Here is a 14,290-nt window from a genome sequence, read left to right as displayed (position 1 = left end):
GTTATGAAAAAAACATCTATAATTACAATCATTTGTTTCTTCACAGTAATAAGCATCTTTGTTTTTCAACAAGTAAATGAACATAATTATATAAAAGCTACTAATCAATCAAATCATATAAAAAACATTGCGCATAGAGGTGCTTCTGCATATGCACCAGAACATACAATAGTGGCTTATACATTAGGACAACAATTAAAAGGTGACTATATAGAAATAGATCTCCAAATGACAAAAGATGGACATTTAATAGCTATGCATGATGAAACATTAAACCGTACAACAAACGGTACTGGTTTTGTAAAAGATCATACATTAGATGAAATAAAACAACTGAATGCAGGTTCTTTTTTCAATAAAAAGCATCCAAATTTAGCAAAGAAAGAATTTGAAGATACTAAAGTTCCAATATTAGAAGAGATTATTGAAACGTTTGGACATAATGCTAATTATTATATCGAAACAAAATCACCAGATGAATATCCTGGAATGGAGGAAAAACTATTAGAAATTATTAATCTCTACCAAATAAATGATAAAGTTATTATTCAATCATTTAGTGAAGAAAGTCTGCGAAAGATTCACAGTTTAAATGATAATATACCGTTAGTACAATTATTATCATTTAAAAAAGCAGTTCAATTAACAGACTCAGAAATAGAAAAGTATAAAACATACTGCATAGGTCTTGGTATGAATTATAAATATATTGATGCAGCCTACGTAAAAAAAATAAAGAATTATGGATTAGAAGTTCATCCATTTACAGTAAATAATGAAAAAGATATGAAAAAGTTACTTTCTTGGGGCATCGACGGGATGTTTACTAATTATCCGGATCGTTTACATTCAGTATTAGATTTGAAAAGTCATAATTAAAAAGTATTATTCTTAAGGGAGTAATAAACAAAAAAGAATCCAATAAACATATTGGATTCTTTTTTAGTTCTATACGCCAAACTTGATATAATACAATATTGATTATTATTTTTCATAAGTTTTGTCAGAAAGTAATCAAAATGTAATTAATTTTTCCTTTCTTTTTTATATTTTTTTGATACACTGGCTACGAGAGGAATACCGATTATAGTAGGTAAGAACCAAAACCATATTGGTGGAAGTAGATTTAAAATAGGGATATACATACCAATGTTTACTAAAAGTGCGGTAACTGCACCAATATAAGAGCCTAACATACCTCTAATATGGTGTTGCAACCAATTTCTCCATCGTTTTTTTCTTGCGAGATATCCGTAAATCGCAAATGAATAGGAGATAATTGCTACATAAAATAAATATGCGATTTTATCCCAGTTTAAAATAGACAATATAATTGCAGTAAGGGTTATGACAACATAGGACGCATGGTATATTTCGCCCCATTCCGTATGTTTTCCTTTCTTTTTTTGAGCAACCATCGCTACAATACCAGTAATTAAACATATAGTTCCAAATAATATGTGTATGGTCAAAAGAATGTTGAAAATGCTCATAAAAGTTCCTCCTTTTTTATTTTTATAGTATTGCAGTATAGGAGAAAAGTTGAACAATATAGTTAGTTCGCCTTAATATATTGAAATAAAGGTACTCCTAGAACAAAATGGAATGATTAAATTTTTTCTCAAATTTAGTGAGACGAGTATTACGTTAAATGAAGGAGAGACTTCTATGTTTACATCTATTACATATTTACAATCTGGGAATGATAAGCAACAAAAAGTTTACGAAGTTATTAATAAACTAAACATAATAGAGGATTTAGCTTTATATAGCCCTGTACTTTGCGGGACAATCCCTATTAGAGTTGATACCCTTCATTCTGACTTAGACATTGTAATGGAAGTACATAATTATGATTTTTTTGAACAGGAAATTAGATCATTGTATGGCTCATACGAAGGATTTGAAATGAAAAAGAAAATCATTAAAAATATCTTAACAATAAAGGTGAATTTTCAATTTGAAGGTTTTGAATTTGAATTATTTGCTCAACCGCGGCCAGTACGTAACCAAAATGCATATAAACATATGATAGTGGAGCACATGCTATTAATGCAGCACCCACACATTAGAGAAGAAGTAATTGAATTAAAAGAACAAGGGTTAAAAACAGAACCGGCTTTTGCTCAAGTATTAAACATTGGCGGTGATCCCTATAAAGAACTTATTTTATTAGGACAGGAAATGAGATTATGGTAAAAAAGGCACACAAAAAATCCTCTTTTTATAAAGAGGATTTTTTTATTATGCCATTAACTTACGAATCAAATTACTTAATATAATAATACCTTGAGTAATTTGTTCAGGGGAAGAATACCCATAAGATAAACGTATAAACTGATCTGATTCTTCCTCATAAATACGTCCCGGGTTAAAAAGAACTCCCTTTGATTGAGCCTCTGAAAATAGTTTTTTCATCGAAATGTTAGGCACTACCCTTAGCCATATAAAAAATCCACCACTAGGAATATCCCATGTAGTAATGTCAGCGCAGTACGTATTTAGTGCTTGTATCATTATTCGTCTTCGTTTTTTTAGGTGAATCCTTACGTTCGCTACGTGATCCTCATAAAACCCTTTACTTAACCATTCTGCAGCAACTCTTTGAGATAAAGAACTTGACCCATAGTCAGTTTGCATTTTTATGTCTGATAATCTCTCAATAACAGGCTCTGGTCCGATAATCCAACCAATCCTAAGTCCTGGGCTAAGTGTTTTAGATAGACTACCGATATATAAAACATGTCCATATTTATCCATCGACTTTAAAGGAGGGGGCGGTAGTTCATCCATCCATAACTCACGGTAAATATCATCTTCAATGATAGGCAATTGTTCTTTTTCGCATATTCTTAGTATTTCTTTTCGTCGATCCTTGGACATTAATACACCCGTCGGATTTTGAAAACAAGGAATCGAATATAAAATATTTTTCTTTTGACTATAATTAATTTTTCTTAACAAATCATTAGGGATAATTCCATGTTGATCCATCTGTATTCCAGAAAGGTGAATATTAGCCGATTGAAATACGTGAAGAGAATATAAGTAAGAAGGTCGTTCAAGTAAAACAGTTGACTCTCTATGTAAAAGACCGATTGATATTAATTGTAATGCCTGTAATGCACCAGAGACTATTAATATAGAGCTTGGTGATGTATTTATTCCAAATGATTTTACATAATTACTTATTGCTTCACGTAAAGGGAGATATCCTTTTTGTTCTTCATATCCGAAATAATCTAGTTCCTCACATACGTTACGCATAATGAATTGCATAGTTTCTAACGGGAAAAGATGAGGTGCAAGTTCTCCTTTACTAAGATGAATCAATTTTTTATTTGCTTCTGCTTCATTTATTTCTCGTACCATTAACTTGCTTGGTTTATGAATACCAGACTTTACATATTCACTCCAATCGGGCGGGGGATTGGTGGCTAATAATGACCATGTATTATTCGTTACAATTGTTCCTGACCCGATTTTTCCTTGAATTAAGCCATCTGCCATAAGTTCTTCTAGTGCAATTATTACAGTACTACGATTTACATGAAATAATTTCGCTAACTGCCGCTGGCTAGGAACCTTACTTCCAATCGGCCATTCTCCGTATTCAATTTTTTCTTTCATATAGTCTATTATCTGCCGATATTTAGGCAGTTTTTTATCAGTAGACATATTAAAAACTCCCTCATTCATTTTAAAAATGCAAAGTGGTTGGTTTTTTCGAGGATTAACTGGTTGAAGACATTGTATCAACTATTAAATATGATGAAAAGAAATAATTGGTAATTAGAAAATGGCTGGTTTATTGGAGAGGGAGAGAATATATGCATAATAAAAAATGGGATTTTCGTATTGTATGTGCTCACGCTTTTACGATTCTTATATGGGGAACAGCTTTTCCAGGAATTCGGATGGGGCTTGAAGCTTACACCCCTGAACACCTTACTTTGCTACGATTATTAATCGCTTCTTTGATTCTTTTTCTGTTTTCACTTATATACAAGTTACGTTTACCTGATTTGAAAGATATTCCAGTCATTTTTATAGTTGGTGCTCTTGGATTTACAATTTATCATATTGCACTGAACTACGGTGAAAAGAGTGTGAATGCTGGACCTGCTAGTTTAATTGTATCAGTAACACCTATATTAACGGCAATTCTTGCTTCTATTTTTTTGAATGAAAGAATGAAATTAAATGGTTGGATCGGTGGTGTAATTAGTTTTGTAGGAATTGCTTTTTTATCGTTAAGTCAAGGAGATTCCATTCAATTGAATAGTGGGGGATTACTAATATTATTGGCGGCAATTTCAGAAAGTCTATTTTTCGTTTTTCAAAGGCCATACTTAAAAAAGTACGGTTTCTTGCCATTTACAATATATACAATTTGGTCTGGTACTGTATTTATGCTTATTTTTTTGCCAGGGATTTATCAAGAAATCGTAACAGCTCCTATAGAAATTACTTTGAGTGTTATATATTTAGGTGTGTTCCCGACAGTACTGCCGTATATTGCATTAGCATATATTACATCCCATGCCAGTGCTTCTGAGGCAACAAGTTCTCTATATTTAACACCAGTAACTGCATGTATTATCGCTTGGATATGGTTAGGTGAGGTGCCAACCTTTGTTTCGATAATTGGAGGGGGAATTACTATACTTGGAGTTGTGATTGCTCATTTAACATTTAATAAAGATGATTATAAGCAAATTGAGAGTGAAAAGGTATGGTAAGACATCCCTACGAGTATTTGCAATTTGAATGCAAAATTTCGGATTAATAACAGGTTTTCAATTCTATAAATATAGTGAAAAAAATCTATATTAAAATCAGTTAGTCCAATATTTGTACGAGATTTAATTAAACTGGTAGATTATTTATCTGCAAAAGAACTAGCATAATGCTAGTTCTTTTTTATCAATACATTACTCACCATTAATATTTGCTTAGAACTGTATAGATTTAATTTTTTTCCACATATACATAATTATCTTACCTATGAAAGGAGTGCATTTCTTGGAGAAGGTTTTATTTTTTGGAGACCCAGGTATTGATGATTCGTTTGCAATTATGTATGGCTTACTGCATCCTGAAATTGAAATTGTTGGTATCGTAACTGGATATGGAAATGTTGAACATATACATGCCGCTCATAATGCCGCATATATTTTACAGTTAGCAAACAGACAAGATATTCCTGTAATTAGCGGTGCAACAGGCCCACTTACAAATGAAATTACAACGTATTACCCTGAAATCCATGGACCAGAAGGATTAGGGCCCATCCATGTACCGGAAAGTGTGTTATCTATTCCTATATACAATTTCGGTAGTATTGCTGCGATTCTTGTAAAGTATGGAGAAGATTTAACAATTGTCGATGTAGGAAGATCTACCTCGTTAGCGATTGCTTTTAATTTATGGAACGAATTGATGTTAAATATAAAAGGAATTTATTTTATGGGTGGTGTCTTTTTAGAAGCAGGGAATGTTACTCCATTAGCAGAGGCAAACGTGTACGGAGATCCTATAGCAAGTCAAATTGTATTTCAGCAAGCGAAAAATATAACGTTATTCCCTTTAAATGTAACAAATAAAACGGTTTTAACCCCAAGTGTATTTACTTACATTTTAGTTAATACACAAAATCCATTTAAGTCGATTATGAAACCCATGTACGATTATTATTTATCAGCATACCAAAAACTCAATCCATCTATTGAAGGGCCATTATTACACGATGTACTTGCTATAAGCGGTTTAGTGAATCCTACATTTTTAAATTATACATCCCGAAAAGTGACTGTGGATATATGTGGCGAAACGAAGGGACAAACTTTTGCTGATTTTCGCCCACACTCTAAATCTGAAGGGGCGCGTATAGCGTTACAATTAGATGAGGAAAAATTTATTCAGGATTTTATGAAAATCATGTTATAAGTTGATGTCGAAAAAGGGAATCATTTCACTCCGTTGAATATAAAAGATAAATTCTCTTTTTAAAGGAGCTTAAAATAGTGAACGTTCAATTAAAAATTGTTACGAGAGAAAATTGGGAAGACGCATTAAAGTTACGAGTTAAAGAAAATCAAATCCATCTTGTTCCCGCAGTGGCAGTATCACTTGCTAAAGTATACATAAAACCAGATGGTGAAAATGTCGAATATATTCCATTCGCTATATATGATGGTGACCTTATAGTTGGTTTTATTATGCATGCTTTTGTACGAGAGTCAACAGATATGTATTGGATTAACGGATTTATCATTGATGAAAAAGAGCAAGGAAAAGGATATGGAAAAGCAGCATTACAGGAAATCATTAACTTAATAAAAAATAACTTTAAAGAGTGTGAGGAAATTAGATTAACTGTCCATAAAGATAATATTTCTGCAAAGAAACTATATGAATGTTATGATTTTAAACCATTAGGAAATGTATATGACGGTGAGGAAGTATATCGCTTATTGTTGTTGAAATAAAGATGTACTGTTTTGAAACAATAAGTTGTTCCGTTAAAGGGTCATATTGCGGAGAATTGGTTGTACTAATTCATATAAATTATCGCAAACTCAATTCACGCAATTATTTAAACATTTTATTATAAAACAGTATTTATATATACTTAAACTATCATTAATAAAAACATCAATGGAGGAACTAATATGAAAGAAAGCAATAAAAAAGAGTTGTCACTAGAGCAACGTGAAGAATTACTACAAACATTGAAAGATCGTTTTGAGAATAATATGAACCGTCATAAAGGTTTAGAATGGGCTAATGTTCAAGAAAGGCTGGATGCTAATACTGAAAAGTTGTGGTCGCTCAACGAAATGGAACGAACTGGTGGCGAACCTGATGTTGTTGATTTTGGTAAAGAAAAAGGCGAATATATTTTTTATGATTGTTCAGCAGAAAGTCCTAAAGGTCGTAGAAGTGTTTGTTACGATCTTGAAGCGCTAGAATCAAGAAAGAAACATAAACCAGAAAATAACGCTATTGATATGGCAACTGCCATGGGTATTGAACTATTAACGGAAGAAGAATATCGTACATTACATAATCTTGAAAATTTCGATATGAAGACGTCGAGTTGGGTGCAAACACCTTCTGATATTAGAGAACTTGGCGGTGCCCTTTTTTGCGATTATCGCTTTGGACACGTCTTTGTGTATCACAATGGGGCAGAATCTTACTATGCCGCAAGAGGTTTTCGTGGTTCGTTAAGAGTCTAAAATTTGTACAGGCAGGTAAATTTGAAGTAGAGAATAGATTTGCTTAGGGAATAGTAGTGATTGCATACTTTAGCTACGGCTTCGATTTTGAGGCCGCAAAGAATAGGGCTAATCAAACCTTATTGTAAAAGAATGAATCAACTAAAAATATTAAGAGTATGTTTTGATAATTTTCTTCATAAACATACTCTTTTTTAGAATCATTTATCAAAATTATTAGTTTTAATTAACGTATAAACGAGAACTTGTAAAAGGTACTCTTGCAATTATTAATGAAATTCACTCATATGAAACACCTATGATTTATATTATCCTACTTTTAAATGAAAATTTTTGAGCAAGTATAAAGTGAATGATTAGGAGGAATACAAAATGAAAAGTAAATTCCATCATATTGTACGAGCTATCATGATAAAAGATGAAAAATTACTAGTTGCTGAATACATAGGACATCACTATTTTTTACCCGGTGGTCATGTTGAAATTGGGGAATCAGCAGAGAATGCACTAATAAGAGAGTTACGAGAAGAACTTGGAGTAACTTGCAGTATAAAACAATTTTTAGGCGTCATAGAAAATCAATGGCAAGCCAAAGAAACCCTCCACCATGAAATTAACCACATTTTTGAAATAGATTCAAATGAGTTAAAATCCGATTTCACTCCAATATCTAAAGAGTCCCATTTAGCATTTCACTGGATTGATTTTAATAAAGAAAATATAAATTCCTATACAATAATGCCGACACCTTCAGTAAAAGAATTACTAGAAAGAAAATTAAGTGATGAACTATTAACTTGCTGGATTAGCAACTTTTAATTGTCTCTATTTATATTAATTCCGTCCACTAAAAGAATATAAAGAAAATAGGCTCATAAACAAGGTACATCACCTAGTGTAAAGTCATATTTTGTTGATGTACGCATTTAGTCTATAGCCTTATTTCTACGTTATTTTTAAAAGTAAATAAACTCGAAAATTTGGACGGAATTTACATTTGTAAATGGAGGGTTTCATAATGAATGAGTTTCAACAAGAACTACAAGCGTTAAACCTTAATGCTTATCAACCTGGTAATGTTGTGTATTGGGATCAGCAACAAAATCAATATCCATATTACTACATTCAAGACGATGCACGTCGTTGTGGTGGATGCGGTGGCGGCGGACGTTGCGGCGGTTGTGGTGGTCGTTGTGGTGGTTGTGGCGGCGGACGTTGCGGCGGTTGCGTAGGTTGTGTAGGCTGTGTTGGTTGTTTCAGCTGTTCTAATTGCTGGAACTGGTGGATTATTTAAGTACTATAGATCAATAATATTTCACATGAAAGAAAAGTGCAGATGCAAAGTTATAATGTATTGAAACTTTTCTTTCATGCTGTTATTTTTATATGTTTTAGGGGGATATTTATTTGTACAAATATGAAAAATTAATTTCATGGGTAGAAAACATTAAAGAGACAAATCAAAGTTCTACGGCAGCACTTTGTATTATGAAAGATAATAAGATTGTGCTAGAGCATTATAGTGGAACTCATTCAAATACTCCTACTAGTAAAAAAGTAACCATATCTTCACAGTTCAATGTCGCTTCCGCAAGAAAAAGCTATTTAGGATTAATGGTAGCTTATGCTGTTTATGAGGGGAAAATAAAATCTCTTAATGACGAGGCAGTAAATTATTTTAAAGAATATGATCCTTCATTACTTGGAAAGACAACGATAAGACATTTAGTAACTCATTCACACGGTTTAAATGAAACCGATGATGGGACAGCTTTTCGTGAATTTGAGCCGGGACAAGCTTGGGCGTACAGAGATATTAATGTAAGAATGGTGACGCAGCTTATTTATCACTTGTATAACAAAAGTTTTCCTGAACTATTAAAGGAGCGTGTATTCATACCTGCTGACTTCAAGGAAACTGGATGGAGAATAAAACAAGATGATAATTTAGTTAAGGTTGTTGTAAATCCAGATGAAGATGCAATAAGTAGTGTTGGTGCAGTAGATGACGGCTCCGAGAAAAATCTTTTTGTCTCTGCGAGAGAATTTGCATTTTGGGGTAACCTGCATTTAAATAAAGGGTTTTTAAATGGTAAACAAATTGTGCCAAAAGAAGTTATAGCACTTGCTACGAGCTTACAAAGTCCAGAGTATACAAATAAAGAACTACCTCAAAACGGGTTGTTTTGGTTCGTTCAAAATGAACCTGCTTTATTTAGCGAACTTGGTGAGCGAGTTCCTAAAGGTTCCTATCAAATATTAGGAATTACAGGACCAACGATATTAGTCATTCCAGAATATAATGTCGTCGTTGCTAAAATGTACAATAAAAGATACAACTATGGTGGGGATAATTATTTATATTATTTACGTGAATTTAGCAATTTAGTCGCTGATACATTTAGTAGCAGTAAAAATACTATGGTTAGGGTATAACTACTCCTATAATAAAAAGGAGTGAACTTTAATGAAAAATGAAGTGAATAAAAATAAAAAGCAAAATATAAAGGATGTAAACACAGAACAAAACGCGATTTATAGCGATCCGAAAGATGCAGCTAATATGCAAACTGTACCGCAGCCGAAAGACTTTGAGGAAATTGAATATTAATTTTCTCTCCGACTTATTTATGAAAGAAAAATACGTCTTAAGTCTCATCACTTTCAGCAAATTATTTGATAACATATATACATAAGCATTCGAAAATGTCTTATCTTAACAAAGCTTTCTTTAAATGCTGTATATAACCTACAAAAAGGCACTTCTTGATGAAGTGTCTTTTTGTGTAAGCTAACTCAATTTCCATTTTCCGTACAGTATCTTGCAATTTATCATGGATATACTAACTGTGAAAATTCATGTCATGATAAAAGAAGGGGACAGTTAGTATGAAACAAACATCTATAAATCCATTGCTAATTGTTCTAGGTACAATCATTGTTCAAATTGGCCTAGGAACAATTTACACATGGAGTTTATTTAATCAACCCCTTGTAAGTAAGTTTGGATGGAACCTCAATTCAGTCGCGATCACGTTCTCAATTACGAGTTTTTCTTTATCATTCTCAACTCTATTTGCAGGAAAGCTACAACAAAAATTTGGACTTCGTAAACTTATCGCTACTGCAGGAATTGTTTTAGGGCTCGGTTTAATACTTAGTTCACAAGTTTCCTCATTACCATTACTTTATTTATTAGCCGGTGTTGTCGTTGGATACGCTGATGGAACAGCATATATTACATCACTATCTAATTTAATTAAATGGTTTCCAAACCGTAAAGGACTTATTTCTGGTATATCTGTTTCGGCATATGGAATGGGAAGCTTAATCTTTAGATATATAAACGGAAATCTTATCAACAGTCTTGGAGTATCACAAGCATTTTTATATTGGGGTATTATCGTCTTACTATTAGTGTTGATAGGATCATTCTTCTTACGTGAAGCAATTGTAAGTAACACTGCAACTGAAACATTACACAATGATTATACACCGCGTGAAATGATGAAAACAAAACAAGTATATCTCTTATTTTTCATGTTATTCACATCATGTATGGGCGGACTTTATTTAATCGGTATGGTAAAAGACATCGGGGTGCAGCTCGTTGGTCTTAGTGCAGCGACTGCCGCTAATGCCGTCGCAATGATCGCAATCTTTAATACAATAGGTAGAATTATTCTTGGAACGTTATCAGATAAAATAGGTCGATTAAAAATCGTCTCTGCTACATTTATTATTATTGGATTGTCCGTCTTCACTTTAAGTTTTATTCCACTAAATTACGGGATTTATTTTGCTTGTGTAGCAAGTGTTGCCTTTTGCTTTGGTGGTAACATCACTATCTTCCCAGCAATTGTGGGAGACTTCTTCGGATTAAAAAACCATAGTACAAACTACGGGATTGTTTACCAAGGTTTCGGATTTGGTGCACTTGCAGGATCATTCATTGGAGCACTACTTGGCGGATTTCAGCCAACCTTCATTACAATCGGTGTTCTATGTGTTATATCTTTCGTTATCTCTATAGTAATCCGTCCTCCAAATGCAGAAAAGAAGAAGGAAATCAAATCGTTAAATCGAAAAATAGCTTAATGCTAAGAAAGAGTCCTTATACTAGGGCTCTTTTTCATTACAGCATAATGTATAAACAATGGATGCCATTCAAAAAATCTAATTTTGTCCCTGTACTTACTACATAACTAACATTAAAGAAGATAGGAAATTGCGATTATTAAATTGAATAAATAATGTAAAGGGGCGTGATAGTTAAAATGCAAATAGTAAAGCAATGGGTACAAGAAGATAGTGATTACATAAGAGAAAAAGTAATTGAATATAACCAAAAACAACTTTCAAATGAAGAAAAAACACCTTCAGAAAAGATTAGTTTTATAGTGAAGAATGAAAAAGAAGAAATAGTAGGAGGGATAACGGCAATCACATTTTGGCACCATGTATATGTTGACTTCCTATGGGTTGCTGAAGAATACAGGCATGAAGGTTATGGAAGCAATTTAATGAATCTTATTGAAGAATTTGCAATTAAAAAAGAATGTAGGCTAATCAAATTAGATACTTTTAGTTTCCAAGCCCCTGATTTTTATAAGAAGCATGGATATAAAGTGATAGGGGTAAGTGAAGATTATCCTAAAGGGCATAATCATTACTATTTAGAAAAAGGTTATAAATGAATCATTAAAGAGTGTATTATGATTAATCTTTTTCAAAATATGCTCTTTTCTTTTGTGTGTCTATGAACACGATATCGTTTCGTATTAGTTATTTACTCAAATTACTTTTTATGAATCAAAACAATTTAATGATAGAATAAAATAAAGACAGAAAATTTTCACCATTCAAGGGGGTTACATATGAAAAAAGTAAATGTTACATACGCACTTCTATATGATGAAACTCATGAAAAGCTATTAATGGTTAAAAACAAAGGGGAAAATGGTTCTTATTACACTTTACCAGGTGGAGCAGTTAAATTCGGAGAAACGTTAGAAGAGGCAGCAATTCGTGAAGTGAAAGAAGAAACAGGGCTAGACATATCCGTAAAAGGGGTTTGTTCCATTAGTGAAGCCTTTTTTGAGGAGAGAGGACATCATGCAATCTTCTTTAATTTTTTAGGAGAAATAACCGGAGGGGAAATCTGTATATCACGGCCAAAAGAGATTGAGGAGATTACCTGGATGGAATTAGATTCAGCAGAACCTTATTTACGTATACCAGAACACTTAAAAAGCCTTTTACAAAAGAAAGAAACAGTTCCTTATATTTTTAATGGAACTATTATTCATCAATCTTCATAAAGATAGTATTTCATTTAAGGCGGGGGAAAAATGGAGTTTATCGTTAATCACAAACAATTTACACAAGCTCTTTCAGAAGTAAGTAAAGCTATCTCAACAAAAACTTTAATTCCTATATTATCCGGAAAAAAGATAACAGCAGATCAATCTGGAATTACTTTAATCGCAAGTAATTCGAATATTTTCATTGAAAAATTTATACCTATTTCAATTGAAGGTGTACAAATTACAACTATTTTAAAAGCAGGAAGTATTGTTGTACCAGCAAAGTATTTCATTGAAATTATTAAGAAAATGCCAAGTGATATTTTAATAAAAAGCATGAATGAGCAGTTGATTACAATTCAATCAGATGAAATTACTTTAAACTTAAATGGATTCTCGGCAAATGAATTTCCTAATGTACCATTTTTAGACGCACATACAGAAATACAAGTAGAAACGGAACAGCTGATTGAGGTATTCAAACAAACTGTCTTTGCAACTGCTAAAAATGAATCTAGACCCGTTCTTACTGGCGTACATTTCGTTATTGATCATAACAAATTAATTTGTGCTGCTACTGATTCGCACAGACTGGCTTTACGTGAAATACCCATTTCTTCACATGCGAAACTAAATTGCATTGTACCAAGTTCCACTATTAGTGAACTACTAAAATTAATGAACAGTAATTCAAATTTAGTATACATATATCTTTCAGAGAGTCACATTATTTTTAAATTCGGTACAATTACGTTGTATTCAAGACTTATTGAAGGAAAATACCCTAATATATCCGGCCTAATTCCAAATGAATCCCAAACGGTTATTAATATAGATAGAAAAAAGATTTTACAAGGTGTAGATCGGTCAAGTTTATTGGCTAGTGAATGGGCAAACAACAACGTTAACTTAGAAATCATCGACGAATGCACAATACAAATCTCTTCTAATGCTTCTCAGATTGGTAAAATATCCGAGACACAACAAATAGATGCGATTCACGGTGAAAAGCAATTAAATATATCTTTCGACGGACGATATATGGTCGATACTTTAAAAGCAATAAAAGAAGATAGAGTTACTTTAAGTTTTGGTGGTTCCATGAGACCGATATTAATTGAAGCAGGTGAACAATCTACAGCAGTATATTTAATATCGCCTGTTAGAACTTATTAAGAACAAAGGAAGGAATTAAATTATGTACAAGCACACTTTATGTTTTATAAAAAGAAATGAAGAAATACTTATGTTAAATAGAGAATATGATCCTGTAAAAGGATTATGGAACGGTGTAGGAGGGAAGATAGAAAAAGGAGAAACACCGTTAGAAAATGCAATTCGTGAAATAAAAGAAGAAACAAATATAGATGTTGAACAAAATCAAATTCAATTTAAAGGCATTATTAAATGGGAGGATTCCTCATATTCTGGTGGCATGTATGTCTATTTAGTAAAGCTACTTAATGAATTTACATATCACACTCCAAAAAAAGTCTCAGAAGGAATTCTAGATTGGAAAGAGGTATCTTGGATTCTAAGTGACTATAATTACGGCGTAGGAGAGATGATACCTAAATTTTTAACTGAAGTACTTTATAATGAATTAATATTAGAGCATTCTTGCGTTTTATCAAATCATAAATTAGTAGAGTATAAAAATAAAGAATTAGCTAAGCAGACCAGCATAGTAAAGTAGTAATTAGGGGAGATTAGTATGTAATAGAAGGAGGAGCTCATGAA

The 14,290-nt window shown here is 32.5% G+C and carries 17 protein-coding genes and 1 pseudogene; 16 read left to right on the top strand and 2 right to left on the bottom strand.

The features are described from left to right. Nucleotides 1-3 precede the first annotated feature (3 nt). The gene (locus tag MKY90_RS13435) at nt 4-879 is read left to right on the top strand and encodes a glycerophosphodiester phosphodiesterase (protein WP_215599622.1); all 876 of its coding nucleotides are present in this window, start codon (nt 4-6) and stop codon (nt 877-879) included. 146 nt (nt 880-1,025) lie between these two features. On the opposite strand, the gene MKY90_RS13430 is transcribed toward MKY90_RS13435, so the two are convergent. Next, nucleotides 1,026-1,493 (bottom strand): DUF2306 domain-containing protein, encoded by a 468-nt coding sequence (locus MKY90_RS13430; RefSeq protein ID WP_098168263.1) that lies wholly within the window; start codon nt 1,491-1,493, stop codon nt 1,026-1,028. A gap of 175 nt (nt 1,494-1,668) precedes the next feature. On the opposite strand from MKY90_RS13430, the gene MKY90_RS13425 reads away from it, so the two are divergent. Then, a complete protein-coding gene (locus MKY90_RS13425) occupies nt 1,669-2,199 on the top strand; it encodes a DUF4269 domain-containing protein (RefSeq protein ID WP_215599623.1) in 531 nt (176 codons plus the stop codon). 45 nt (nt 2,200-2,244) lie between these two features. Here MKY90_RS13425 and pdxR read toward each other — a convergent pair whose 3' ends face one another. Continuing rightward, nucleotides 2,245-3,678 carry a MocR-like pyridoxine biosynthesis transcription factor PdxR gene (pdxR, locus tag MKY90_RS13420; RefSeq protein ID WP_215599624.1) on the bottom strand — a complete coding sequence of 478 codons (1,434 nt, stop codon included), beginning with the start codon at nt 3,676-3,678 and terminating at the stop codon, nt 2,245-2,247. A 152-nt stretch (nt 3,679-3,830) separates the two neighbouring features. On the opposite strand from pdxR, the gene MKY90_RS13415 reads away from it, so the two are divergent. The 14 genes and pseudogenes from MKY90_RS13415 to MKY90_RS13350 all read left to right on the top strand — a co-directional run bounded on the left by MKY90_RS13415 (nt 3,831) and on the right by MKY90_RS13350 (nt 14,246). Beyond that, nucleotides 3,831-4,742 carry a DMT family transporter gene (locus MKY90_RS13415; RefSeq protein WP_078214396.1) on the top strand — a complete coding sequence of 304 codons (912 nt, stop codon included), beginning with the start codon at nt 3,831-3,833 and terminating at the stop codon, nt 4,740-4,742. A gap of 283 nt (nt 4,743-5,025) precedes the next feature. Then, nucleotides 5,026-5,949, top strand: a complete 924-nt coding sequence (locus tag MKY90_RS13410; protein WP_002127616.1) for a nucleoside hydrolase — start codon at nt 5,026-5,028, stop codon at nt 5,947-5,949. A 77-nt stretch (nt 5,950-6,026) separates the two neighbouring features. Continuing rightward, nucleotides 6,027-6,491, top strand: coding sequence for a GNAT family N-acetyltransferase (locus MKY90_RS13405; RefSeq protein ID WP_002168287.1), 465 nt, complete (start codon nt 6,027-6,029; stop codon nt 6,489-6,491). 183 nt (nt 6,492-6,674) lie between these two features. Beyond that, a complete protein-coding gene (locus tag MKY90_RS13400; RefSeq protein WP_000665071.1) occupies nt 6,675-7,244 on the top strand; it encodes a DUF4256 domain-containing protein in 570 nt (189 codons plus the stop codon). A 235-nt stretch (nt 7,245-7,479) separates the two neighbouring features. After that, a pseudogene (locus MKY90_RS13395) lies at nt 7,480-7,581 on the top strand (cytochrome C biogenesis protein); the annotation flags it as partial. A 35-nt stretch (nt 7,582-7,616) separates the two neighbouring features. Then, nucleotides 7,617-8,063: an NUDIX domain-containing protein gene (locus tag MKY90_RS13390; RefSeq protein ID WP_002032390.1), complete on the top strand. Its 447-nt coding sequence runs from the start codon at nt 7,617-7,619 to the stop codon at nt 8,061-8,063. A 199-nt stretch (nt 8,064-8,262) separates the two neighbouring features. Further along, entirely contained in the window at nt 8,263-8,538 is a 276-nt protein-coding gene (locus MKY90_RS13385; RefSeq protein ID WP_002032388.1) for a heterocycloanthracin/sonorensin family bacteriocin, read from the top strand. Between the two features lie 113 nt (nt 8,539-8,651). Further along, entirely contained in the window at nt 8,652-9,680 is a 1,029-nt protein-coding gene (locus MKY90_RS13380; RefSeq protein ID WP_098168260.1) for a serine hydrolase domain-containing protein, read from the top strand. A 31-nt stretch (nt 9,681-9,711) separates the two neighbouring features. Continuing rightward, entirely contained in the window at nt 9,712-9,855 is a 144-nt protein-coding gene (locus MKY90_RS13375) for a hypothetical protein (RefSeq protein ID WP_002013225.1), read from the top strand. A gap of 278 nt (nt 9,856-10,133) precedes the next feature. Then, nucleotides 10,134-11,342 carry an L-lactate MFS transporter gene (locus MKY90_RS13370; protein ID WP_002032385.1) on the top strand — a complete coding sequence of 403 codons (1,209 nt, stop codon included), beginning with the start codon at nt 10,134-10,136 and terminating at the stop codon, nt 11,340-11,342. Between the two features lie 179 nt (nt 11,343-11,521). After that, on the top strand, nt 11,522-11,941 hold the full coding sequence (locus tag MKY90_RS13365) for a GNAT family N-acetyltransferase (protein WP_215599626.1): 420 nt from the start codon (nt 11,522-11,524) through the stop codon (nt 11,939-11,941). A gap of 180 nt (nt 11,942-12,121) precedes the next feature. Then, complete coding sequence (locus tag MKY90_RS13360) at nt 12,122-12,565, top strand: NUDIX hydrolase (protein ID WP_002085308.1); 444 nt, start codon at nt 12,122-12,124, stop codon at nt 12,563-12,565. A 30-nt stretch (nt 12,566-12,595) separates the two neighbouring features. After that, complete coding sequence (gene dnaN / locus MKY90_RS13355) at nt 12,596-13,726, top strand: DNA polymerase III subunit beta (protein WP_341091533.1); 1,131 nt, start codon at nt 12,596-12,598, stop codon at nt 13,724-13,726. 22 nt (nt 13,727-13,748) lie between these two features. Beyond that, nucleotides 13,749-14,246, top strand: a complete 498-nt coding sequence (locus MKY90_RS13350) for an NUDIX hydrolase (protein ID WP_098168257.1) — start codon at nt 13,749-13,751, stop codon at nt 14,244-14,246. Nucleotides 14,247-14,290: the final 44 nt, after the last annotated feature.

This window comes from Bacillus sp. FSL P2-0099 (genome assembly GCF_038007445.1).
GTDB classification, from domain to species: domain Bacteria; phylum Bacillota; class Bacilli; order Bacillales; family Bacillaceae_G; genus Bacillus_A; species Bacillus_A mycoides.
This window is presented reverse-complemented; position numbering and strand designations above follow the sequence as displayed.

Bases quoted from the DNA above. Each gene is read 5' to 3' on its own strand.
- MKY90_RS13435 (WP_215599622.1), top strand. From the start codon at position 4: ATGAAAAAAACATCTATAATTACAATCATTTGTTTCTTCACAGTAATA.
- MKY90_RS13430 (WP_098168263.1), bottom strand. From the start codon at position 1,493: ATGAGCATTTTCAACATTCTTTTGACCATACACATATTATTTGGAACT.
- MKY90_RS13425 (WP_215599623.1), top strand. From the start codon at position 1,669: ATGTTTACATCTATTACATATTTACAATCTGGGAATGATAAGCAACAA.
- pdxR (WP_215599624.1), bottom strand. From the start codon at position 3,678: ATGTCTACTGATAAAAAACTGCCTAAATATCGGCAGATAATAGACTAT.
- MKY90_RS13415 (WP_078214396.1), top strand. From the start codon at position 3,831: ATGCATAATAAAAAATGGGATTTTCGTATTGTATGTGCTCACGCTTTT.
- MKY90_RS13400 (WP_000665071.1), top strand. From the start codon at position 6,675: ATGAAAGAAAGCAATAAAAAAGAGTTGTCACTAGAGCAACGTGAAGAA.
- MKY90_RS13390 (WP_002032390.1), top strand. From the start codon at position 7,617: ATGAAAAGTAAATTCCATCATATTGTACGAGCTATCATGATAAAAGAT.
- MKY90_RS13385 (WP_002032388.1), top strand. From the start codon at position 8,263: ATGAATGAGTTTCAACAAGAACTACAAGCGTTAAACCTTAATGCTTAT.
- MKY90_RS13375 (WP_002013225.1), top strand. From the start codon at position 9,712: ATGAAAAATGAAGTGAATAAAAATAAAAAGCAAAATATAAAGGATGTA.
- MKY90_RS13370 (WP_002032385.1), top strand. From the start codon at position 10,134: ATGAAACAAACATCTATAAATCCATTGCTAATTGTTCTAGGTACAATC.
- MKY90_RS13365 (WP_215599626.1), top strand. From the start codon at position 11,522: ATGCAAATAGTAAAGCAATGGGTACAAGAAGATAGTGATTACATAAGA.
- MKY90_RS13360 (WP_002085308.1), top strand. From the start codon at position 12,122: ATGAAAAAAGTAAATGTTACATACGCACTTCTATATGATGAAACTCAT.
- dnaN (WP_341091533.1), top strand. From the start codon at position 12,596: ATGGAGTTTATCGTTAATCACAAACAATTTACACAAGCTCTTTCAGAA.
- MKY90_RS13350 (WP_098168257.1), top strand. From the start codon at position 13,749: ATGTACAAGCACACTTTATGTTTTATAAAAAGAAATGAAGAAATACTT.